Annotated in this window: 20 protein-coding genes; 8 read left to right on the forward strand and 12 right to left on the reverse strand. The window is 44.5% G+C overall.

Translation table 11 applies throughout. The features are described 5' to 3' along the window. The first annotated feature begins 27 nt into the window (after nt 1-27). Both ACNFVB_RS08475 and ACNFVB_RS08480 read left to right on the forward strand, forming a co-directional pair. Nucleotides 28-2,514 (forward strand): TonB-dependent hemoglobin/transferrin/lactoferrin family receptor, encoded by a 2,487-nt coding sequence (locus ACNFVB_RS08475; protein WP_430737192.1) that lies wholly within the window; start codon nt 28-30, stop codon nt 2,512-2,514. A gap of 140 nt (nt 2,515-2,654) precedes the next feature. Further along, nucleotides 2,655-3,230 carry a biliverdin-producing heme oxygenase gene (locus tag ACNFVB_RS08480; RefSeq protein ID WP_430737193.1) on the forward strand — a complete coding sequence of 192 codons (576 nt, stop codon included), beginning with the start codon at nt 2,655-2,657 and terminating at the stop codon, nt 3,228-3,230. A gap of 75 nt (nt 3,231-3,305) precedes the next feature. On the opposite strand, the gene ACNFVB_RS08485 is transcribed toward ACNFVB_RS08480, so the two are convergent. Beyond that, nucleotides 3,306-3,740 carry a hypothetical protein gene (locus ACNFVB_RS08485; protein ID WP_430737194.1) on the reverse strand — a complete coding sequence of 145 codons (435 nt, stop codon included), beginning with the start codon at nt 3,738-3,740 and terminating at the stop codon, nt 3,306-3,308. Nucleotides 3,741-4,003: 263 nt separating this feature from the next. Between ACNFVB_RS08485 and ACNFVB_RS08490 the strand changes: the two genes are divergently transcribed. After that, complete coding sequence (locus tag ACNFVB_RS08490) at nt 4,004-4,423, forward strand: PPC domain-containing protein (RefSeq protein ID WP_430737195.1); 420 nt, start codon at nt 4,004-4,006, stop codon at nt 4,421-4,423. A 261-nt stretch (nt 4,424-4,684) separates the two neighbouring features. Here the strand turns inward: ACNFVB_RS08490 and ACNFVB_RS08495 are convergent, their stop codons facing one another. Next, entirely contained in the window at nt 4,685-5,026 is a 342-nt protein-coding gene (locus ACNFVB_RS08495) for a hypothetical protein (protein ID WP_430737196.1), read from the reverse strand. Nucleotides 5,027-5,065: 39 nt separating this feature from the next. Between ACNFVB_RS08495 and ACNFVB_RS08500 the strand changes: the two genes are divergently transcribed. After that, nucleotides 5,066-6,231 (forward strand): IS3 family transposase gene (locus ACNFVB_RS08500; RefSeq protein ID WP_430737065.1). Its coding sequence is split into 2 segments (ribosomal slippage): nt 5,066-5,324 and nt 5,324-6,231, totalling 1,167 coding nucleotides; the frame shifts between segments, so codons are not numbered across the junction. Here ACNFVB_RS08500 and ACNFVB_RS08505 read toward each other — a convergent pair. The 3 genes from ACNFVB_RS08505 to ACNFVB_RS08515 form a co-directional block, all read right to left on the reverse strand. Then, nucleotides 6,232-6,645 carry a hypothetical protein gene (locus ACNFVB_RS08505; protein WP_430737197.1) on the reverse strand — a complete coding sequence of 138 codons (414 nt, stop codon included), beginning with the start codon at nt 6,643-6,645 and terminating at the stop codon, nt 6,232-6,234. Between the two features lie 246 nt (nt 6,646-6,891). Further along, nucleotides 6,892-7,563, reverse strand: a complete 672-nt coding sequence (locus ACNFVB_RS08510) for a hypothetical protein (protein ID WP_430737198.1) — start codon at nt 7,561-7,563, stop codon at nt 6,892-6,894. 88 nt (nt 7,564-7,651) lie between these two features. Then, nucleotides 7,652-8,107: an Lrp/AsnC family transcriptional regulator gene (locus ACNFVB_RS08515; RefSeq protein WP_238062386.1), complete on the reverse strand. Its 456-nt coding sequence runs from the start codon at nt 8,105-8,107 to the stop codon at nt 7,652-7,654. A gap of 149 nt (nt 8,108-8,256) precedes the next feature. On the opposite strand from ACNFVB_RS08515, the gene ACNFVB_RS08520 reads away from it, so the two are divergent. Continuing rightward, nucleotides 8,257-9,174, forward strand: coding sequence for an EamA family transporter (locus tag ACNFVB_RS08520; protein ID WP_430737199.1), 918 nt, complete (start codon nt 8,257-8,259; stop codon nt 9,172-9,174). 156 nt (nt 9,175-9,330) lie between these two features. On the opposite strand, the gene ACNFVB_RS08525 is transcribed toward ACNFVB_RS08520, so the two are convergent. From ACNFVB_RS08525 to ACNFVB_RS08540, 4 genes are all read right to left on the reverse strand, one after another. After that, on the reverse strand, nt 9,331-10,218 hold the full coding sequence (locus tag ACNFVB_RS08525; RefSeq protein WP_430737200.1) for an SDR family NAD(P)-dependent oxidoreductase: 888 nt from the start codon (nt 10,216-10,218) through the stop codon (nt 9,331-9,333). A gap of 117 nt (nt 10,219-10,335) precedes the next feature. After that, nucleotides 10,336-11,352, reverse strand: a complete 1,017-nt coding sequence (gene dusB / locus ACNFVB_RS08530) for a tRNA dihydrouridine synthase DusB (RefSeq protein WP_430737201.1) — start codon at nt 11,350-11,352, stop codon at nt 10,336-10,338. A 160-nt stretch (nt 11,353-11,512) separates the two neighbouring features. After that, entirely contained in the window at nt 11,513-13,558 is a 2,046-nt protein-coding gene (locus ACNFVB_RS08535) for a BCCT family transporter (protein ID WP_430737202.1), read from the reverse strand. Nucleotides 13,559-13,903: 345 nt separating this feature from the next. Then, a complete protein-coding gene (locus ACNFVB_RS08540; protein WP_430737203.1) occupies nt 13,904-14,341 on the reverse strand; it encodes an HIT family protein in 438 nt (145 codons plus the stop codon). Between the two features lie 223 nt (nt 14,342-14,564). Here ACNFVB_RS08540 and ACNFVB_RS08545 point away from each other — a divergent pair, with 223 nt between their 5' ends. The 3 genes from ACNFVB_RS08545 to ACNFVB_RS08555 all read left to right on the forward strand — a co-directional run bounded on the left by ACNFVB_RS08545 (nt 14,565) and on the right by ACNFVB_RS08555 (nt 19,047). Next, nucleotides 14,565-15,314 carry a hypothetical protein gene (locus ACNFVB_RS08545; protein ID WP_430737204.1) on the forward strand — a complete coding sequence of 250 codons (750 nt, stop codon included), beginning with the start codon at nt 14,565-14,567 and terminating at the stop codon, nt 15,312-15,314. Between the two features lie 248 nt (nt 15,315-15,562). After that, the gene (gene ilvD / locus ACNFVB_RS08550) at nt 15,563-17,473 is read left to right on the forward strand and encodes a dihydroxy-acid dehydratase (protein WP_288997023.1); all 1,911 of its coding nucleotides are present in this window, start codon (nt 15,563-15,565) and stop codon (nt 17,471-17,473) included. Nucleotides 17,474-17,793: 320 nt separating this feature from the next. Then, nucleotides 17,794-19,047 carry a cation:proton antiporter gene (locus ACNFVB_RS08555; protein ID WP_430737205.1) on the forward strand — a complete coding sequence of 418 codons (1,254 nt, stop codon included), beginning with the start codon at nt 17,794-17,796 and terminating at the stop codon, nt 19,045-19,047. A gap of 44 nt (nt 19,048-19,091) precedes the next feature. Here ACNFVB_RS08555 and ACNFVB_RS08560 read toward each other — a convergent pair whose 3' ends face one another. From ACNFVB_RS08560 to ACNFVB_RS08570, 3 genes are all read right to left on the reverse strand, one after another. Then, on the reverse strand, nt 19,092-20,471 hold the full coding sequence (locus tag ACNFVB_RS08560; protein ID WP_430737206.1) for a serine hydrolase domain-containing protein: 1,380 nt from the start codon (nt 20,469-20,471) through the stop codon (nt 19,092-19,094). A gap of 209 nt (nt 20,472-20,680) precedes the next feature. Further along, the gene (locus ACNFVB_RS08565; RefSeq protein WP_430737207.1) at nt 20,681-21,259 is read right to left on the reverse strand and encodes a beta-lactamase hydrolase domain-containing protein; all 579 of its coding nucleotides are present in this window, start codon (nt 21,257-21,259) and stop codon (nt 20,681-20,683) included. A 129-nt stretch (nt 21,260-21,388) separates the two neighbouring features. Next, nucleotides 21,389-22,303 carry a MaoC family dehydratase gene (locus ACNFVB_RS08570; RefSeq protein ID WP_430737208.1) on the reverse strand — a complete coding sequence of 305 codons (915 nt, stop codon included), beginning with the start codon at nt 22,301-22,303 and terminating at the stop codon, nt 21,389-21,391. Nucleotides 22,304-22,444: the final 141 nt, after the last annotated feature.

Here is a 22,444-nt window from a genome sequence, read left to right on the forward strand (position 1 = left end):
GCTTATTTTTACTATAGGAAATTTGGAATGCACGAGGATTCAACTTATAAGAAGTCGATATATATACCTAGTCTTAAAGGTAAGTCTAAAACCCTATTAAGTATTCTTGTTGGAACTTTGATGTATCAATCAGCCATTGCGGATACTCAGCACCAAGAAGAAAACTTACCGATGTTACATATGGACACGATAACTGTTTATGCTAATAAGCAGCCCCCTATAAATGTAGGGGACGACCTTAAAACGGCCAAGACGATATCAGACAACCTAATTGACAGTGATAAAGATTTAGTCCGTTATAACCCTGATATAAGTGTGGCAGATGCAGGAAGATATGGTAGCAATGGCTACGCCATCAGAGGGGTAGATGGCAATAGGGTAGCTTTAAACTTAGATGGCGTTAGCTTGCCAGATAAGCAAGTCAATGAAATATTTTCAGCTTATGGATATATGTTTGAGGGTCGATTTTCACCCGATGTAGAGCTTCTGTCAGAGGTGGAGTTTGAAGTCGGGGCGGACTCTTTTAATTCTGGTAGTGGTGCAATGGGAGGGTCTGTTAGTTTCAAGACCAAAGACCCAGAAGATTTAATAAGACCTGATCGTCAACTTGGTGGTTATATCAAAACAGGTTATAGCAATAGCAATGAAGAATTTAGTAACGCTTTTGGTTTAGCAGGGAAAAACGATAAGGTTGAGGCAATAATTAATTATGTGCATCGTGAAGGACATGAAACAAAAAATCACCGAATGTTAGATTTCGATAAAAACAAACTAGATCCTGCCTATGATTTTATCAATGATCCAGACTATAAATATCCCTCTACAGGATACAGATCTAATACAGCAGCAATATTACCTGACCCATTAAGTTATACAACAGAGGCAACGTTAGCAAAGTTATACCTCCATTTGAACGAAGAAAACCGATTAGGTTTTCATGCCACTAAACAAAAAACGGATAGAGTATCCAATAACTTTACCAGAAAGACTTTTGCTTCAAGAATTGGTAAGGATACTGCAGAATTAGAAAGTTATGGCATCAGTCATAGATACCTACCTATTACTAGTGAGTTCATAGATGAGGTCAATACCACTTTAACTCAGCAAAAAATTACAGGAGTGGCTAATACAGAAACTTATAGCCAAGTATGGGGATCTGACTCTTATAGGGTAGATGGAGTGAAGCATCGGCCTCAAGAGGACAAAACCATACAACTAAGTATAGAGGCAACAAGCTTACCGTTAGAAACTGAGAAGCTAGGCTCTCATACTTTGTCAGTTAATACAAAATATGCAAAGACGGACCATAGATTGACCTTAGAAGAAACTTATATTCCTTCTTCAGGCAACCCCAGTTCTTGGTACGATTTTATTGGGCCCTCAGTGAAGCAAGATATCTTCAATGTGGCCATTCAAGACAAAATAAATTTAACGGAAAAGCTCGATACGACGATTGGACTTCGGTATGACAATTATAACTACAAACCTTATATGGATGAAATCAATAAAAAAGCCATCGAGGATACGGGCAAATATTATCCGGTACGTATTGATTATGAGAATGGCGAGTTTGATCACAATAATAAAATGGACAATATAGGAGGGATGTTTTCCATAAACTACAAACTTAGCCCATATTTACAGACCCAGTATCAGCTATCTACAGGATTCATGGCACCCGCTACCAGCCAAATGTATTCAGCATTTGAGATGATGGGAAACAGTTTGACGCCCAATGTTCATCTTAAGCCTGAGAAATCTATCAATCATGAACTTAGCTTGTCTGGCCAGTTTCAAGATTTAAGTTTTACAGCTATAGGTTTCTATACTAAATATAGTGACTTTATCAGCTTGTTGAATTCTCAAGAGGAACAACAACGATGCTATGAAGATTATTCGACCGGCCAACCGGTTTGTTCACCCCTTTCTATAAATATACTTAGCGCCCAAAATATTGGGGATGCAGAGACTTATGGATTGCGTTTAGGAGGCGTATGGGATGCTGGAAAGCTTGCTGATACAGAAGGAGAGATTCAGGTATTTGCTAATTTAAATTATGCCAAAGATAAAACTGACAAAGGAACCAACCTGCTTGCGACTCAGCCTTTAAATGCAACGTTAGGGCTAGGATATGAATCACCTAAAAAAGATTGGAGACTGTCTGCGAACCTAAGGTATTTAGGCAGAAAGCACGCTGATGATGCAAAGGTGGCTACCTTGGAATCAAATGGTTATAACATGCCTTATAAAGATGTCATCGCTCCTTATAAGCACATTGATAAATCTGAATCTGCTTATGTATATGATGTTTATGGGAGTAAAAAACTAGGTTCTAATGTAAAACTATCAGCAGGGGTGTTTAATTTATTTGATGCTAAATATGTTCCGTGGGACAACTTGCGTTCGTTAGCAGAATTAAACGTCAACTCTATTGTAGATGACCAAGGAGTTGGCATTGAAAGATTTACAGCACCAGGAAGAAACTACAAGGTAGGGTTAACCTACGAATTTTAATCATCATATCTTGGATAAAATGCGTAAAAATCATCAACAACAACCCATGAATGTTTTGGCGTGCGCTCAATCTAAAAAAAGCTGACCAAATAAGATGAAATGAAGGGCGCACCTTAAATTAATAAATATAGGAAATAATAATGAATTTACCACTTAGTGATGCTTTGAAAAAACACTCCCGTCAAACACATGATAATGTTGATACGCTTGTTTTATCTATGGAACCATTTGCATCGATAGAAAATTATAGTAAGTTTTTACAAGCACAAAATGCTTTTCACGAAGTTTTGAAACCCATCTATGAGAATACCAGCTTAAACCTTAGGATTAAGGGACTTAATAGTCTATCACGCCTAGAACAAGTAGCCATGGACATGCAAGACCTTAAAATTCAGTCTATGTTAGTCGATGAGACTATACCTAGTCCAAATGAGTTTGAATCTATTGGTTGGCTTTACTGCTCTGAAGGCTCAAATTTAGGCGCCGCAATTTTATATAAAGAAGCTCAAAAAATTGAATTTACAAGTACTCATGGTGCAAAACACCTATCTGCACATAAAGATGGCAGAATGGTGCATTGGCGTCAGTTTAAAGCTAAGTTGGATAGCTTAGAATTGACGTTAGAGCAACGCCAACAAGCGTTAAAAGGGGCTGATGATGCATTTTCTTTTTTTAAACGGGTCATTCAACAAGTAACTTATACCGAAAAACCATAGAAATACACTCGGTAAAAAGACCATGATTTTTTATATAAAATCATGGTCTTTTTCAATGCCGCTCGGGTTTATTCCCTATGTAGGCGCAGTTTCTATTGCACCAGCAACAGCACAACCCTGATATGTTTTGCCTGCATAACTTAGTGTCGCAGTAAATTCATTTTGATAGCCATTGTCATCGACACAAATATTTTTTCGAATATTCAAAATAATAGGTTGCCCATTGACTGTGCTCGCGTATTCGACACCTTCAGTATCGGCAGAACTGGATGCCACTACCGTAACGGTTGTGGGCTTTAAGAAATCTGCTTCTACACTTAGTTTATTTCCTTCAACCACTGTCCGCCAACTTTTTTCTTTATTGCCAAAAGCAGTAAATGCCGCTGATGCTACCGGTATTTCTATTGTAGGTTGCTGACTAAGATCCGTGGTGGCGGCTCGATGGTTATTACAAGCCACTAGAACTAAGCTGCCCGTTAAGCACATTGTCGTTAGAAGCAAAGAACGCATAATTTTCCCTTTGAATATAATAAGAGAACACTACTATCTAGCAGTGTTCTCTTTGTTTACGTGATGAAATTCAGGTTTTTACTACCATAGTTTGGTTTGCGGTAGGCTAATGCATTGATTCATACTATTCGGTACGGGTAACGCTAATTAGTACCTTACCAATACACTCTTTATGTTAGCAATGCTAATGTAACATATCTATAAAATTTAACAGTGTGAAGTAAGTTAAAATCGGTGTTTTTTACTGCTCGGGTGTTTAAAATATGAAAAACTTAACTGCTGCTATTCTACTTGCGCTTCCTATTCTAGTAGTCAGTCCTACAGTCATGGCCGCATCTTCAGATGCAGTGGCTAAAACTGTTAATGTTCAATTTAAAAAAGGTGCCAGCTCAGCCAACTATTACGGGAAATTAAAAGGCAATAAGTATGACTCCTATACATTTTATGCCAAAAAGAATCAAAAGCTTTCTGTCAAAATAGCGGGAGGGAATGTAGATCCTTATTTATTCCATAAGAATCTAGCAGACTCTGTTAACGTAGGAGAGTATGCACCTGAAGTGGATGATCAAGGTTATTACACGCTCCCATATTCAGGTAAATATGAGTTACGTATTCTTCAGCCACGTTCTCAAGCTTCTAGAGGAAAAACACCTGCTTATTGGCTAGAAGTATCTATTTTATAGGTACATAAGCTTAATGTTGTGGTGCTAATCTACGCTATCACATATACAGACAACAATAATCAGCATGAGTATTGTTGCCTGTATAGCGCATCGAACACGAATAGAATATGTATGGTAGGTACATCACTAAGTACACTTTGACTGTTCCAGTGTATTAAAACGTTGATACCAGTAGCCTATAGCTGGATATTCAAGTCCTCACTAGGGAACCATACCTACTATCATAAGAGACTTTATGTTAAATAAGAGACTAGCTTTAAGTTAAGATATCTTTAAAACTTTCTTTTCCGCTCTATTAATCAACCATATCAGCAATAAAGAAGGGATCAAAAAACCTAAAAATACTGCAATTCCATGGACTAAAATTGCAGTTTGTTCAGGCATAGCTGCAATTTTTTTCATAGGTAAAAACCAAGGTGAAAGTTGGAAAAAGCTAACCACTAATAATACGGTTGGCCACAGAATAGAAACGTGTTCTTTCTTAAAGTTGAACCAAGCGTAGATGATTAATGCAAGGCTAAAAAATCCTTCAAATACCCATGAACCAGTACCCCATTTTCCCCATAAGCCATAGCCCTGAGCTATGCTGAAGAAACCGTACAAGTAAACTTGGTAAACTAAGCATAATAACAGGAGTTTACCATGACCAAGAAAGTAAGAACCTACAGTGACGAATTTAAAGCCGAAGCTGTTAAAAAGATAGCAGACAACAACGGCAATATCTCAGCCACTGCAAAGCAGCTTGGCATTGCCATGCAAACGCTCTCAAATTGGCATAACAAAGCCAATCAAGGCAAACTTGTAGGAACAAAGCAGTATGACCCTGAACTTATGAGTGCGCTTGAAGAGGTAAAACGCCTAAAGCGGCAGCTCAAAGTGGCTGAAGAGGAGCGCGAAATACTAAAAAAGGCGACGGCGTACTTTGCAAAGCACAGTTAGTCAGGTACGCCTTTATCCAAGATAACCAGCACTTCTTTAGCATCACCACTATGTGCCGCGTACTACAGGTTAAACCCTCAAGCTACTATGACTGGCTAGGTCGTGATATCAGTGACCAACAAATACATCGCAACCAGTCTGAGCTGCTAGTCAAAGCCGCACACATTGAAACTAAAGAGCGTTATGGTATAGATCGTCTGCATGCCTATCTAAGCGATCAAGGGCATGATATTAGTCTATACATGGTCAGACGTATTAAAGAAGAGTTTGGCATTAAATGTCGTCGTCACAAACGCTTTAAAATCACCACTGACTCTAATCACAACAAACTGGTCTATGATAACGTGCTTGATCAGCAGTTTGACGCTAAGCGCCCTAACGAGTCGTGGGTCAGCGACATCACCTATATCTGGACGAATGAGGGTTGGCTGTACTTAGCAGGGGTCAAAGACTTATACACCAAAGAGCTTGTCGGTTACGCTATTAACAAGCGTATGACGGCAGATTTAGTATGCCGTGCACTCAACATGGGGATTAAGAATAAACGACCTGCTAAAGGGCTAATCGTTCATTCTGACAGAGGCAGTCAGTACTGTAGCCATGCCTACCACAAGATCATTAAACAGCATCAGTTTACAGGATCTATGAGTGGCAAAGGCAATTGTTTCGACAACGCTCCGATAGAAAGTTTCTGGGGCGTCTTGAAGAATGAGCTAGTGTATCACCAGAACTATAAAACTAGATTTGCAGCCATCAGCGATATCATTGGCTATATTGAGCTGTATTACAATCAAACGAGGATTCAAAAGGGCTTGAGCTATAAGTCGCCAAGACAGATGTGGTTTGATTATTATCGTCAAGCTGCGTAACTAAAATCTCCCAAGTTTAAGTCTACGGGATTGACGGCAGGGGTCACCCATGTGTTCAGCAGCATAAGGGTAAAGTGCTAAATCCATGTTATGCATCGGCCAGTCAGCCAACCAATGTGAGAAACAAGCAAACCCTGCGATAAGTGCTACACGCCTATCTTTAATAAAGAATAGTGCCCACACAATTGATAGAATCACAGCCATCAACAGGGAGTGATCCCAATCAATAAAAGTTAAATCAAAGAACAAGTATGGACCTGCATCCAAATTAGCAGTGACATGATTAATGCCGAAAAGAATGAGTAAACCATCAATAATATCGAGAAAACCAACGCCAAGCATAATAGTTAGCGCAAGGATATTCGGGAACTTTGATTTAAGTGCCAAACCAATTGCTAAATGACCAACATACATAATTATTTACCTATCAGAATTCTAGCAGGGCTAAACTTTTTTCTATGATTGAATTGATGAATTCCTCACTAACATTTACTTTTTTGTTGTACATAGGAGACCATCCTAGATTCTGAAGGCGTACTTCAAGAAAGTCTGTTTTTACCTCTGACTTTTATCTGTCTAGCTTTATCAGTCACTTTTTATGCTTCATCACTTATAATGCAGGTAAAAACGAGACTAACCCATAATTAAAGCCATTAACGCTTATTCTACGATAGCATCATCAACTAAGCTCAACCCTTCACCTACATCAAACGTCAGCCTATGAGCACTTGAGTTGATTTCTTTATCTTGGTCAGCCTGTGTTGGATACTGATGTATAGTGACATCAACAGTCTTTTGTCCATCATAATCTATCGCAGTCAGTGTACTGTACTTACCTAAGAGCTGTTGCCCGTATTGGTTGATGTCATTAGTACGGTAATCTAGCTCAAAAGCACCTAGATAGAGTGCGCGACTAGGTAGATTAGGGCTATCTAGACTGGGTTTTTTATCCGTATCAGGATTGGTATTCGTTAAAGTATAAGGCGCAACAAACTTAAAAATGTTTTTATCATTTGAAATGTTCAACGCAGTGATATTAGTATAGTCAAGCCATGCTGCATAATGTTCATTGTTTGACAGCACGCCTTTTACATAAGGCTTTTCATTTTTACTAGTGCTCAACTTGGTAAACTCTGTCAATTGGATTTGATTCTTATGATCGGGAAAAGTGATATAAAATGCTTTATTTGTATCAATACTGAACAGTTTTTTCATGACGCTAGGGGACTGTGTTTCTAGTGATGTCTCTAATGCTTTGTCAGTTTTTTGGCAACCGGTTAGCGCAGATAAGGCTACTAATAAAATGATTGAGCTGAGTTGTAAAGTATTCATGGCATCTTCTTAAGTTTATTAATTATTTAAGTCATTTGAATGACTGTTTTTTAAATTGAGCACAGACCCTAATAGGCATCAAAAGATATCATGTAAAAATGGGCAACGTTGTTTTATTAACCACTTTTCTCACTGATAAGTGGGTATGTATGTCTTTAACGCTAGTCAGCTTATGCAACTTACGCGTAAACTCTTCATAACCGTTGAGGTCTGCGCTGACTACTTCCAATAAGTAATCATAAGGGCCCGAAACCACATGGCCGTTGATGACTTCGTCCATCTCAGATAACGCATTTTCAAAAGCGATAATTGACGCTTCTTGATGATTATTAAGACTGACTTCCACAAAAAAGCTCATCTTAATACCAGCTTTCACTCTACTGACGTTCGCTTGGTAACCCTCTATATAGGATTCATCTTCTAAACGTTTCAGGCGCCTAGCACAAGGTGAGGGTGACAGACCAATGCGCTCAGCTAATTCAGCTGTCGATAAGCGTCCTTCTTTCTGAAGCACTTCCAAAATATGACGGTCGATTTTATCCATGTATTGCCTTTTTTGGTTTTTTAAGCCAATAATTCTACATTAATTGGCATTATCCACTAAATAAGTATAGATTTGCAATAAAAAAATAAAGATAAAAGCGCGATATTTGATTGATAATTAGGCTTTGTATATAAGCTTAAGATATCGACATGAATACAATCTTTCAATCATCTCCGCGCAAAAACACCTCATTTGCAATGTCTCCGCTAGCGAAAGGCTATGTGGCTATGATTGCCGTGCTACTTATTTGGTCAGGTTTTGCATTGACTGTCCGAGCTATTGGTGGGTCATCGCTAAGTATTGCTGATGTCATGCTCATTCGATTTAGCGTGCCATTACTTTTATTGACACCTTGGGCATACTCCAGTTTGAGGGAGATCAAAAATATCAAATGGTTTGATGTCTTATTTATATTATGTGGCGGCGTGCCCTTTCTTTTACTAGCTTCCTTTGGCGCAAGAACTGCTCCTGCTGCTTACGTTGGTACTATTTTGACAGGGACGCCAGTATTCTTTGCCGCCCTCTTATCTTTTATTTTTTATCGTCAAAAGATATCGTTAAAAAAGTTTTTGGCATTCATTCTGATTCTGTTTGGTGTAACCGCTATGGTTATAGGGAATGCAGGGTCTTCGCCTGAAAGTTTGCTACATGGCGTGGCCTTCTTATTGCTTGCAAGCTTGGTCTGGGCAGGTTATACCTTGGGTCTTAAAAATACAAAGTTAAGTCCAATAGCGGTGGCTATCGTACTTTCTTACACATCATTTTTTGTAGTATTAGTGATGGTTCTTGTTGGCATTCTAAAGACAAACCTAGGAGTCGTTTCTTTTGACGACGCGCTACCTTTTATTTTGGTACAAGGCGTTGGTGTTGGGGTGGTCTCAACCATTGGGTTTTCTTATGCCGTCAACAAGCTGGGCTCTATTCGCACCTTGCTACTTGGTTCCTTGTCTCCAGGACTGACCGCCTTACTTGCAGCGTTAATACTTCATGAGCCTCTAACAATAGTAGTGGTATGCGGCATAATGTTAAGCTCAATTGGCGTTATTTTATCTAATCGAGTGAAGTAAATGAAAACCAGTAAGCTTGCTAAAAAACTGTAGAGCTGATTTTAATAAACGCATAACTAGGGAGCAACGAGTGGTTCCCTTAACAAAACTGACGACAAACTAAAAAGGACGCCGAAGCATCCTTTTTATTTATACCAAGTCAACTAAAATGCTATTTTAATGATGCTCGCCTGGTAGGATTCTAGCAAAGGCGCGCTGCGCTAAAGTAGGCTTAGTATCGGTCGTCTGGGCAGCCGATGAGCTTGGGAAGATACGATAGCCGATAGACTGAATGCCAACGTTGATGGCTGGCGCTAGCGAATAAGTTGCAGAGGCAAACTTACCCATGCCGCTGGCGATACTATTAGGTTTTTTCACGATAGCTTTGGCTACCATCATCGCCGCCTCATCAGGCATCAATGCTGGCATATAACGATACAGCTTGGTCGGTGCAATCATCGGCGTGCGCACCAGTGGCATAAAAATGTTGGTGACTTTGATATTATCCCCTTTGACCTCTGCTGCCAGACAGCGACTAAACGCATCAAGCGCTGATTTTGAGGCGACATAAGCGGCAAAACGCGGACTGTTTGCCAGTACGCCAATGGAGGAAATATTGACAATTTGCCCCTTCTTCCTGCCAATCATCGTCGGAAGTAGTCCCAAAATAATCTTTACCGCACCAAAGTAATTGACATCCATCGTGCGCTCAAAATCATGAAAACGGTTGACAGATTCATGCACGGAACGGCGAATCGAGCGCCCCGCATTATTGACCAACACGTCGACATGACCAAAATCAGCAAGAATCCGTTTACTGACGTCTTCGATATCATCCATATCGGTCAAATCACATGGATAATAACTGGCCCTGCCACCGAGTGTTTCGATATTGTCCGCGACAATTTTTAGCTTGTCTTTGGTACGTGCCAACAAAATCACATGAGCGCCGCACTCACTGAGTAAAAAAGCGGTACGCTCGCCGATACCACTTGAGGCACCCGTGATTACGATATGCTTATCTTTAACCGCTTTGGCGATTGCTTTTTTTGAAGGGTTGGCCATAAAAAGTCCTTTTTGTTTGTTTTATGTTCTTTTGTAGGATAGCAAAAAATATGGCCTGAGGTGAATAAATCGTCAGTACAAACATCGCGATTGATGATTATGTACCCGCCCTAGTGACTACTGATGCGTACACAAAAAATCCTCGACCACACGAAACTGTCCTGCGGTACTCTCTTCGCCATACATCGCTTGGCGAAAGGCATTAGAATTTGGGATGCCCGTGGTGTACCAAGCAATATGCTTACGCGCAATACGGCAGCCTGAGTATTCACCATAAAAATCATACAGCTCTTGTAGATGCGCGAGCACAATCTCTTTAATCTCGCGAATACTTGGTGCAGCTAGCCGCTCACCTGTCCGCAAAAAATGACCAATATCACGAAACAGCCACGGCTGACCTTGAGCGGCGCGCCCTATCATCACAGCATCACAGCCTGTCATCTCGTAGACATATTGGGCTTTTTCAGGGCTATCGATATCGCCATTGGCAATGACAGGGATACCGATACTGTCTTTGACTTCGCGTATCAGCTCATAACGCGCCGTGCCTGTATACATATCCTCACGCGTCCGCCCATGAATCGCAATCGCTGCGATACCAGCTTGCTCAGCACGGCGTGCCACTCGCAAGATATTTTCGCGGCCATTTTCATAACCCAGTCGCGTCTTTAGGGTAACGGGAGCATCGACCGCACCTACCGCCGCATCGAGCAGACGCGCCACCAAATCTTCGTCTTGCAGCAAGGCTGAGCCTGCCAGCTTACGGCAGACTTTTTTGGCAGGACAGCCCATATTGATATCAATAATCTGCGCGCCATTGTCAATCTGATAACGCGCCGCTTCAGCCAATTTGTCAGGCTCAGCCCCTGCTATTTGTGCCGAGATGGGCGCAATTTCATTATTAAAATTGGCACGGTACAAAGACTTTTTGCTGGCATAAAGCGCGGTATCGGCGATGATCATTTCACTGACAGCATGCCCTGCGCCAAAAGATTTGCACAGTCTACGAAAAGGGTTATCCGTCACGCCGGCCATGGGCGCGACCATCAGACGGTTTTCGATACTCAGACCACCGATATCAAGCGGCTGTAATAAGGGATGCTGAGCGGCAACTGGTGCTGAAGAATCAGCCATCACAGGATTCGCAGAAGTATTTATAGACATAAAAAACGGCTTGATTTGCATAGAAAACAAGCCGTTATTCTAAGGGTTCGTACGCATATTGCAAGCCATTCACGTCAATCCTTTGCCGCTATGACTTCCAATACGACTTCCAAAGAGGCAATGCGCTCGCTTACTTATCAAACACACTGCCCTGCTCTAGGGTAATATCATCGTCATGCTCCTGCATACGCCAAGGCAAAATATCGGGCGAAACATTGACGAAATACAGATATTTTTCAAACTGATCAATGATATCGTTGATTACCGACTCTGGCTGATAACCATATAAGTCATAGGTTTGGCCACCGCGGCGCAGATAGACCTCGGCACGGTGATGGTGCTCTTGGGGCAGATTACCTGCCATATCTTCAGTATAATAGTCAGGAACCTCATGCTCTGATAGGCGCACCTCGTACCAAAACTCGACATTATCACCGCGTCTTAGCTCTAGTACCGCTCGATTGTTTACCTCATCATAGTTAACCTCAGGCAACCAGCCTGTCTCGGCAAATTTTTCTGCAACCTCCTGCATCGATGACATCACCGTGCCCTTGATATAGCCGAGCACCTTTTCGCGCGTTGGCTGATTGGTAATATAATCAATACGATCACGCCATGCGTCTAATTTGAGCAGATGCGGTGGTAGATGGTTGTCAGTGGCTAAACTTTGATTACGATGCCCCTCGATACGTAGTGCACGCCACATACCAAATGTCGAAATTAAGATAATCACTGCAAAAGGCAAGGCACTGACGATAGCCGCTGTCTGCAGAGCGCTTAGGCCACCTGCGATCAGCAGCACCGACGCCACAGCACCTTCTGTAACTACCCAAAATGAGCGCTGCCACCACGGCGTATCACTACGACCACCGGCGGCGAGCGAGTCGATGACCAATGATCCTGAGTCCGATGACGTCACAAAAAAAGTAATAATCAGTAGGACGGTCAATGATGAGACAATTTGAGTAAAGGGTAAGTTTTCTAGCAACTTAAATAAAGCAATGGCTTGGTTGTTTTGTACCTCGCCGATCAGCGCCTCATAACCATCGACCATAATCATATGCAGCGCGGTATCCCCAAATACCGAAAACCAAAAGAAGGTAAACAGCGTTGGCACAAGCATCACGCCCAGTACAAACTCACGAATGGTACGGCCGCGACTGATTTTGGCGATAAATAGTCCGACAAAAGGCGCCCACGCGATCGTCCATGCAAAGATAAATAGCGTCCAGCTACCGATCCAATCACTCGACTGATAGGCTTGTAGGCTAAAGGTGCGCTCAACGATATTGCCCAAATAACTGCCTGTATTTTCCATAAAGGCATTTAGGATAAATATCGACGGCCCAACCACAAACACAAACAGCATCAAAGCCGTGGCCAGCACCATGTTTAAGATAGACAGGCGTTTGACGCCCTTATCCATCCCAGCCAGTACAGACACCAGTGCTGCGGTGGTCACCAGCGCAATGATGATGACTTGTACGGTGGTGCTCACTGGAATCATATCGGGTAATAAGTAATTCAAGCCTGCATTAATCTGAGCCACAGACAGACCCAAACTGGTGGCGATACCAAACATGGTACCCAAAATCGCAAACACATCCACCGTATGTCCGATAGGCCCATGGATTTTGTCACCAATTAAGGGATAGAGGGTTGAGCGCACCGACAGCGGTAAGCCGTGCCGAAAGGAAAAATACGCCAATGACAGCCCCACGACGCCGTATATCGCCCAAATATGAAACCCCCAATGAAAATAGGCAATCTGCATCGCCTCCTTGGCCGCCTCAATTGTCTGCGGCTCTGAGAGTGGTGGACTGGCAAAATGTAAGACCGGCTCGGCGACACCATAAAAGAGCAAGGCAATGCCGTAACCTGCCGAAAACAGCATAGCAAACCATTCGAGAAACTGATATTCAGCCTCTGCATGGTCAGGGCCTAACTTGATACTGCCATAAGGCGAAAACGCCAACACGATGACAAACATCAAAAATATGGCAACTGCCAGCATATAAAACCAACCGAACGTCTCGGTGGTAAACGCCAGGACGTTACTAAACAGCTCGCCGGCCGCTTCTGGATTGATAGCAGTACCAATCACCAATAGCAGCATAATAGCCGCCGCTGGGGCAAAAACTGGCAACAAAATAGTGGAGCGAGGTAATTTACTCATAAAAGTGATATCCTCAAAAAGTGAAAAAAACCGACCAACCGTGCTTGTTAAAATATTTTTTGCATAAAGTGTCTGTCTGATAAATGTTTGATACTACATTTTTGACTTCAGACACTCTACTGCTTATAGGCACTGGTTTGATAAATGGGTTTTAAAGACAAAACTGTTTAACCAACAGTCAGCCATTACGATATTTATCACACTCTTTTGAAAAACCCCAGACAATCTCTGTCCTTGTAACACTACTTTAACGGTTGTTACATGACTATTACCAAGCAACAAAAAAGGCAGCTTGTTAGCCGCCTTTAATATATAAAATATATCTGTTTGTCTGCAATTGCCATACTATCCTGCAATAACTGCGGCAAGCTGTTGCGCCAGATCTGCCAGCTCGCCTTGATCCGCTTGGGTGACGGCATGACGGCCTAGCTCATGAATACTCGATGGAATCAGATGGACATGATAATGAAACACTGTCTGTCCAGCTTGCGAACCATTTAGCTGCATTTGGATGATACCTTCGCGCTCAAACACTTGGCGCTGCGCTTGCATGACTTTTTTAGCAGTCATCAGTACCGCTGCCGCATATTCTGGCTCTAGATCAGCCAAATCGATTGCTTCTTGTTTGGGAATGACGAGTACGTGGCCTTTTGCTTGTGGCATGATATCCATAAAGGCAAGGGTTTTATCGTCTTCAAAAACCTTATGATATGGAATCTCACCCTTTAGCATTTTTGCAAAGATGTTATTGTCGTCATACTGAACGTGATTGTTTTGATTCATTGTTATTCCTTTATTCATTGGCCAGTGTGGTGAGTGAATGTTTTGGAAGCTTTGCTCACAACAAGTGTTATATAGTGGACGAAATATCGCCTGAGTACAAGCCGCTTGCTGACTTGTCAATCAAAGCCCCCATATCGATATGCGCCGACTCGCTCAGCAATTTATTGGCGACTCATAGACTTTAAATGTTATATTAACCCTCTACTTTAATGATGCTATATTTATGGATTCGCCCACCTTGCCGACGCCTTTATCAAACGACAACCTAAACGACCATTTAGCCGCCAACTCTGCTGCAGAAACGCGTACTGAGCATCCAGCGCAGAGCCTGCCGCCTAATAGCGTGATTTTGGCCGAGGCGCTGACCGATAGCAGCATTCATTGGCAAATACACAACTGCAAAGTCAGCAAAAAAACAGTGACGCAGGAGTTGCCGCTGCCTTTTTTATATCATTATGACAGCTTAGACGATGCCATCAAGCAAGCCAACCCGCTCACGCCTGCCCTACTGGCTCAGTTTAATAGGCCGATGAGTGCCAGTGAGGCCGCGCAGCTCATCGGGATTGAGGCCGCGCTCATCAGCAGTCCTTGGCATATCAAGGTCATCGGCTCACTGGTGGTGTTTAGCGAGGCGCTGCAGTTAGCAGTGCGCCTGCACTGGACCAATACGGGCAAAGACACCGAGCAAGTCTATACCAAAGAGGCGGTGGATGCGCTGAGCACCGCCTTAAAAGACTGGCAGTTTTTTGGCCGCGTCGATGTGCTCTACAAAAACGATAAACAAACGCTTGCCTCTGTTTTAGAGGATGCTGACTCACAAACGGCGACCAACGAGCGGATACTACCCATCGTTGCCAGCGCTGAGTATCAGCTGTTGCCAGCGCCTCACGCTCTAGAGATTATCGCTCGACTAGAAGCGGATAAAACCGATCTGCCTTGGTTTGACAAAGCCATCTTAGAGCGCCTAGCATAAATTGTCGTGTTGGGCGACCTTGTGGTTTGTCATTGATGCGCTTGCAGGACAGCACATTGTTATTAAAATAAGATTTTATCGATACGATGAATACTACACGATCATGGCATATTTTTATTATTCATATCTAATGGTATGGTCATGACCTAGTATTATTCATTGGTCGTTATTTAGTATAAAAAGCACACTATCATCACAGCTGAGGCTGCACTTTTTTATAAACCTCGCCTATTTGTAAGGAAAAGCACATGGATTATCGCTCAAAAACCTCTACCGGTGGTCGTAACATGGCAGGTGCTCGCGCACTGTGGCGTGCAACTGGCATGACTGATGGCGACTTTGGCAAGCCAATCATTGCCATTGCCAACTCATTTACTCAGTTTGTACCCGGTCACGTACACCTAAAGGATTTGGGTCAGATGGTTGCACGTGAGATCGAAAAAGCGGGCGGCGTGGCAAAGGAGTTTAATACCATTGCGGTCGACGATGGTATCGCCATGGGCCATAGCGGCATGCTGTACTCATTACCCAGCCGCGATCTGATCGCCGACTCAGTGGAATACATGGTCAATGCCCACTGCGCCGATGCCTTGGTGTGTATCTCTAACTGTGACAAAATCACCCCAGGCATGTTGATGGCCGCGATGCGTCTTAATATTCCTGTGGTGTTTGTCTCTGGTGGGCCTATGGAGGCTGGTAAAGTCATAGCCAGTACTGTGGCTCATAGTCATAACAATGATGGCGGCAGCGATGTCCATACCACTGATAATAAAGGCAACGCCATTCGCAAGCTCGACTTGGTCGATGCCATGATGGATGCCGCTGATGACCGCATCAGTGACGAAGACGTTTTGGCTATCGAAAGCTCTGCCTGCCCGACTTGCGGCTCGTGCTCTGGTATGTTTACTGCCAACTCCATGAACTGCTTGACCGAAGCACTGGGGCTATCATTGCCCGGCAATGGCTCACTGCTTGCAACCCATGCGCTACGCCGCGAGCTGTTTTTAGAAGCGGGCCGCACGATTGTCTCATTGGCCAAACGCCGCTATGAGCAAGACGACGAGTCTGTCTTGCCGCGCTCTATCGCCACCAAAGCTGCGTTTGAAAACGCCATGAGCCTCGATATCGCCATGGGCGGCTCGACCAACACCATTTTGCATTTACTGGCGGCCGCCAACGAAGCAGAGGTGGATTTTAAAATGGCGGACATCGATCGCCTAAGCCGCGGTGTGCCTTGCCTATCTAAAGTCGCGCCTGCCTCACAAAAGTACCATATGGAAGACGTCCACCGTGCAGGCGGCGTGATGGCATTACTCGCCGAGCTTGATCGAGCAGGCCTATTGACCACCGACATACCGACCATCCATAGTGCCACGATGAAAGAAGCCATCGACAAATGGGACATTATGAACCCTGACAACACCGAAGCACGGGCGCTATATGTTGCAGCACCGGGCGGTGTACGTACCACTCAAGCGTTTTCGCAGGCAAAAGAGTGGCCAAACCTCGATGTCAATCGCGAGTCAGGCTGTATCCGTAGTGTCAAACACGCTTACTCAACAGATGGCGGCCTTGCGGTGCTTTATGGCAACATAGCTGAGCGTGGCTGTGTGGTCAAAACCGCAGGTGTTGATGAGAGTATTTTAACCTTTACAGGTCGCGCGCGTATTTTTGAGTCGCAAGACGCAGCCGTCGCCGCCATATTGGCAGATGAGATCGTCGCAGGTGATGTGGTCATCATTCGCTATGAAGGACCAAAAGGTGGCCCTGGTATGCAGGAGATGCTATACCCTACTACGTATCTTAAGTCTAAAGGCTTGGGCAAAGAGTGTGCGCTGCTAACTGACGGCCGCTTCTCTGGTGGTACCTCTGGCCTCTCTATTGGTCACGCCAGCCCAGAGGCAGCAGAGGGCGGTGCGATTGGTTTGGTTATGGAGGGCGACATCATTCATATCGATATCCCAAATCGCACCATCAACATGCAAGTCAGTGATGCCGAGCTGGCAGCGCGCCGCGAAGAGATGGAAGCACGTGGCCGTGATGCGTGGAAGCCTGTCAGCCGTGAGCGCTATGTGACGCCAGCCTTACGCGCTTATGCTGCTATGACCACCAGTGCAGATACGGGGGCGATACGCGACGTGAGTCAAGTTGAACGCTAACGACATCCCGACTTTCTAAAACCTCAAGCTGTTGAGAAAAGCCTGCATCGTGCAGGCTTTTTTTTCACAAAAAAACAACGCAGCACGCGTTTTGATAACGATTTTTTTGCGGTAATAATATATTTTTGGCGTCATGATAAGACTGACTCAGAGCTGTCGCGCTGACGACTTCGAACAAACTATCAGTCAGATAACTTAGGTGACAGATAACTGAGGTGAGCTGGTTATCGACTAGGCCGTCATACATTAAATATTTTTAAATAGTTGTCGATAAAAACTTTTATAACATATTTTTATAACATAGTCGCGTGCCCCCCTTTATGATTGAAAACTATAACGTCTTCTTATTGGTCTGCGGCATCGCCTTTTTGTTTGGGGCGTTGTTTCCTATCGCGTTTAAACGCACCCCGATCTCATTGCCGATGCTGCAGGTAAGCTTTGGATTGCTGATGGGTTATTGGTGGACGACGTTATCGTTTTTGGATCCGATTGACAATGGCCTTGTCATCGAAAAACTCACAGAAATCGTGGTCTTGGTATCACTGGTTGGCGCGGGTATCAAGATTGATACCGAGCTATCTTGGCGGCTGTGGCGACCGACGATCAGGCTGCTGCTCATCACCATGCCGATTGGTATTTTTGCCATGGCAGCGTTGGGCTACTATGCTTTTGGCTTGAGTATGGGTGCGGCGATTTTGTTGGGTGCGGTGCTGGCACCGACCGATCCTGTCTTGGCGTCTAGCATTCAGGTCGGGCCGCCAAACACTGGCGGCGAGGACACGACGCGCTTTACCTTGACCTCAGAGTCAGGGTTAAATGACGGATTGGCGTTTCCATTTGTTTATTTGGCCATCAAGGTGGCAGAAGCGTTGAGCGCAGGTCAGCGTTTCGATGGCGAGATGCTCTGGTCATGGTTTACCCACGATGTTTTGTGGAAGATAGGCGCAGGATTGGTGGTGGGTATCATCGTTGGCAAAGCCATGGCCAAGCTTGTGTTTTCTAAATACAGTCAAGAAACGCCCATCTCGCAAGGCTATGTAGTGATCGCTCTGACGCTGGTCGCTTATGGACTGGCCGAGTATGTAGAGAGCTATGGTTTTATCGCTGTGTTTGTCGCAGCCTTTGCCTTTCGCCGCTCAGAGCACCAGCATGATTACCATCAAAAACTCCATGATTTCGCTGAGCAGTCAGAGGGTTTACTCATGTCGCTGGTACTGGTGGTGTTTGGGATGCTGCTTGGTCAAGCCTTACAGTCAGGCATCGAGCTGACATGGCGGGTCTACATCGTCAGCTTTGTGTTTTTACTTCTGATACGTCCTATCGGCGGGTTTATCGCCTTATCGGGGCTAGGCCTGCCTCATTCCGAAAAGTACGCAATCTCAGCTTTGGGCATTCGCGGTATCGGCACCTTGTATTACTTATCCTATGCGCTCAACCACGGCTACTTTGCAGACGATGATGCGCTCAAGTTATGGGTGGTCTGCTCTATTGTAATTTTGATATCTATCTTTATGCATGGCTTGAGTGCGCCAAAGCTGCTCAAAATAACACCCAATAAGCCGCCTTCGACATAAGCATTGTCGAACATGTTAGCAATTTATACACTAGCTACGTGCGGCTAAGGCGCTATCAACGCGAGTACTGCTTCGGTCAAAGCAAACTGACGAACGTCATTGAGCATCGTAGTATCGAAGTTATGAATAAAAGCAAACGACAATTGCCGCGATGGATCACACCACGCCACTGAGCCGTTGTAGCCCATGTGACCAAAACCCGCCGCAGTATCAGCACAGACACTAAACAGACGATGATAGCCCAAGCGCCAATGCATAGGCGCTGGCATGACTGCGTCTAACCCTGTGACTTGGGGCGTGGATAACTGCTCAAAAGTAGCGCGATCGATTAGCGTCTGACCTTGCCATACCCCGCCATTAGCAAGCATGGCATATATCGTCGCCAGCGCCTGAGCCGACGCGACCCCATTAGCGGCAGGGATAACGGCTTGTAGCGTTTGTCGTTGATAGTAATCAATAGGCTGCTTGCCGGCTGGGATAAGCGCTGATTTGTAGTTTTTTAGATTGAGGTGGCTGGTATCAAAATACAGACGACTGATACCTGCAGTGGTTAACGCCGGCTGGCGGTGATGTTCTTTATCCGTCCCAGAAGCAGCTACAGAGCGCTGCATCTGCAAGGCTTGCTGCTGCCAACACGCCGCGTTTGGTAAATGATTGTAGACAGATAAGGTATTTGCCGAGTCTGGTTTTAATGTGGGTTTTTGTCGTTTTTGCCGCAGCTTAGGGGTTGCCGTCTCGTCTGTATCAAAGTCTTTGGCCAGCTTGGCGACAAGGTCGACTTTATCATCTGGCACCCCAAAATAGCAGCTATCAGCAATCCCTAATGGCGTCGTCAAATAATGGCTTAGCGCTTGCGCAAGCGGCATCTTGGTGACGATTTCTACCAAGCCGCCCAGCACCCAGCCGTATATTAGCGCACTATAAGCGGAGTCGTAAGCGTCGGCTTGATCAGGTTGAGTCATGGTCATGTCGGCAACTTTTTTGCGCATATACGACCAGTCTAGTACCGCCTCGCTATCTGCCTCAATACTGATAATTGCAAAGAGATCAGCTTGGTGCGACATCACCTGCCGCAGCGTAACATGCGCTTTGCCATTAGCCGCAAATGCCGGCCAATACTGGGCAATGGGGACGTCATAAGCGAGTAGCTGTTTGGAGACCAATACATGAACCAGAGCCGCGAGCACCCCTTTGCCCGTCGAAAAGTTAATCGCTAGAGTTTGCGGTTGCCATGCCATATCTGGACGCGCCAAGCCTACACTGGCACGAGCGATACACTCGCCCGCCTGATAGACTACTAGCGCCCCACCAGCTGGCGCATCATCAAGCTGCAAGCTGGTCAGCAATTGCTGTAAGCGCTGCTGCAGGGTGGTATTTATTTGAACATCATCGCGTTCGTTGGTTTTGTTCATTGTCTCAGTCATGGCAGCCTTACTCTATTATCATAAAAAGGCCACCGTCTGGTCGCCTTTTGTTCTATTAACCGATTACTCTAGGGTGTGTCTTTATTTCAAAAATGGTGATAAAAGTGAGATAAATTGCGGTCAAACAGATGTTTGGCAAAATTTGGCCATTTTTAGCCCATTTAGATACTTACCGAGTGAATTGAAGACACGCCCTAGTCTTCGTCTTATTAGCGCGGGACCAACAAACGATTATACACCTCATCTTCTAGCTTGCTCAGACCGTGACTACGTCCCCGTGCCATGGCTGTATCCATTTTTCGGCCGCGTAGCCAGCCGGCGCGCAGTGCCGTAACCGCGCCCACTCTATTACCAGAGCCACAGTGTAGGGCTACCTTTTTGCCGTGATACTGGCGCAGAATATTATCAAACGCCAATACTTTTAGCTGCTTTAAATCAGCAGCGCCGCTGATAGGCAGCTGCTCATAATACATGCCTGCGCGCTTGACGGCGGCGGCTTCATCGAAGCTCAGCTCGTCATCAGGCTGCAAGTTGATGACCAGCTCGACGCCAGCCTTTGCCAATGCGTCAACTTTTTGTTCATCCAGAGCGCCGCATACGATGGTATTGGCATCAGGACGAAAATAAGGCTCAAAGATGGTCGAAAGCTCGATGCCATTGTCCACATTGTCCGCATCAGTTGTGGCGCTGTCGTCTGCCGCAGCATCATTGGCAGCAGTGGTATTAGGCGCTGCGACATCATTGATTTGGTCTGAATTTGGGGGTGTTACTGTAGTATGTGAGGTCATAATAATAAAAAGATTCGTTAGTCTGTCTACGTAGGATATATATAAAGACAAACGCGCTTTAGTGCTTAAACGCGTTTGATCCGTTCGCCATCACTTTCGATAGCAGTTACGTGAGAGCCCCAGCTGTATTTACTTAGCGGTCTTGAGTGTTACCAAACCCGCTAGATGAGGCTTGTCATTTTTGGCGCTAAATAGACCAAACTCACAACTATCATCCGTGTTTTTTAGCTGTGATACCGGCTCGGCAATCAGCTCTACTTCAGCAGGCAAAAAGATAGGGAGTTTAAAGGACACATCGACAGTACAGGCATCAGGCAGCTCATCCATCAGCGCGAGACATTTGGCTTTCGACCACATACCATGAGCGATCGCTTTTGGAAAACCAAAGGCCCGTGCCGATAGTGGGTGCAAGTGAATGAGGTTAAAATCCCCTGAGACAAAAGCATAACGACGGCCAATATCTTCTGGTACTTCAAAAACACTGTGGGTCCCATTGTCATCGATAGTCGGTTTTACGGTAACCGGACGCGGTTTGCTTTTTTTGCCTTTACTGCTGCTGGGTTTTTTGCCACGTGATAGATAGGTTGATGTCCCCTCCCACACCACCTCGTCTTTTGACTTGACTGTCGTGACAAAATCAAACTGTTGACCTTGAGCATGGTCGCGCAGATTATCAAAAGTCACAGACATCGCCACTGTTTCACGCTCACCGATAGAACGATACTGCGTCACACTGTTGTCTACGTGTACGAGACCGAGCATCGCAAAGGGAAACGGCTCTTTGACCATCATGTTCATTTGCAGCGTCTGCGACAAAACAGAAAAATAAGTAATAGGCACTTTGCCATTATCTGCAAAACCACAAATCTTACGATAATCGTCTAAATTTTCTTGATCAATATGGAGGTCATCGACGTAGTAAGTCGCTTGTGGTAACTGATCTTTACTGACTTTGCCACTATTGCCGATAGGCAATAAACTTTTGACGATATTGGCATAAGTTGTATGCGCTTTTGGCAACGCATCATAGTGTTTGTCTGACATAAATAAATCCTAAGTAGGGCTGGAACAAACCTTTTGGGGCATTGTTATCATGAATTCTACGTTTTTATCATAAAAAAGCCACCCTTGGGCAGCTTTATTACAATTTATCAGCAATTTTTTCGTAAGCATATGTTAGGCAAT

It is taken from the genome of Psychrobacter sp. VH5, assembly GCF_050572635.1.
Lineage (GTDB): Bacteria > Pseudomonadota > Gammaproteobacteria > Pseudomonadales > Moraxellaceae > Psychrobacter > Psychrobacter celer.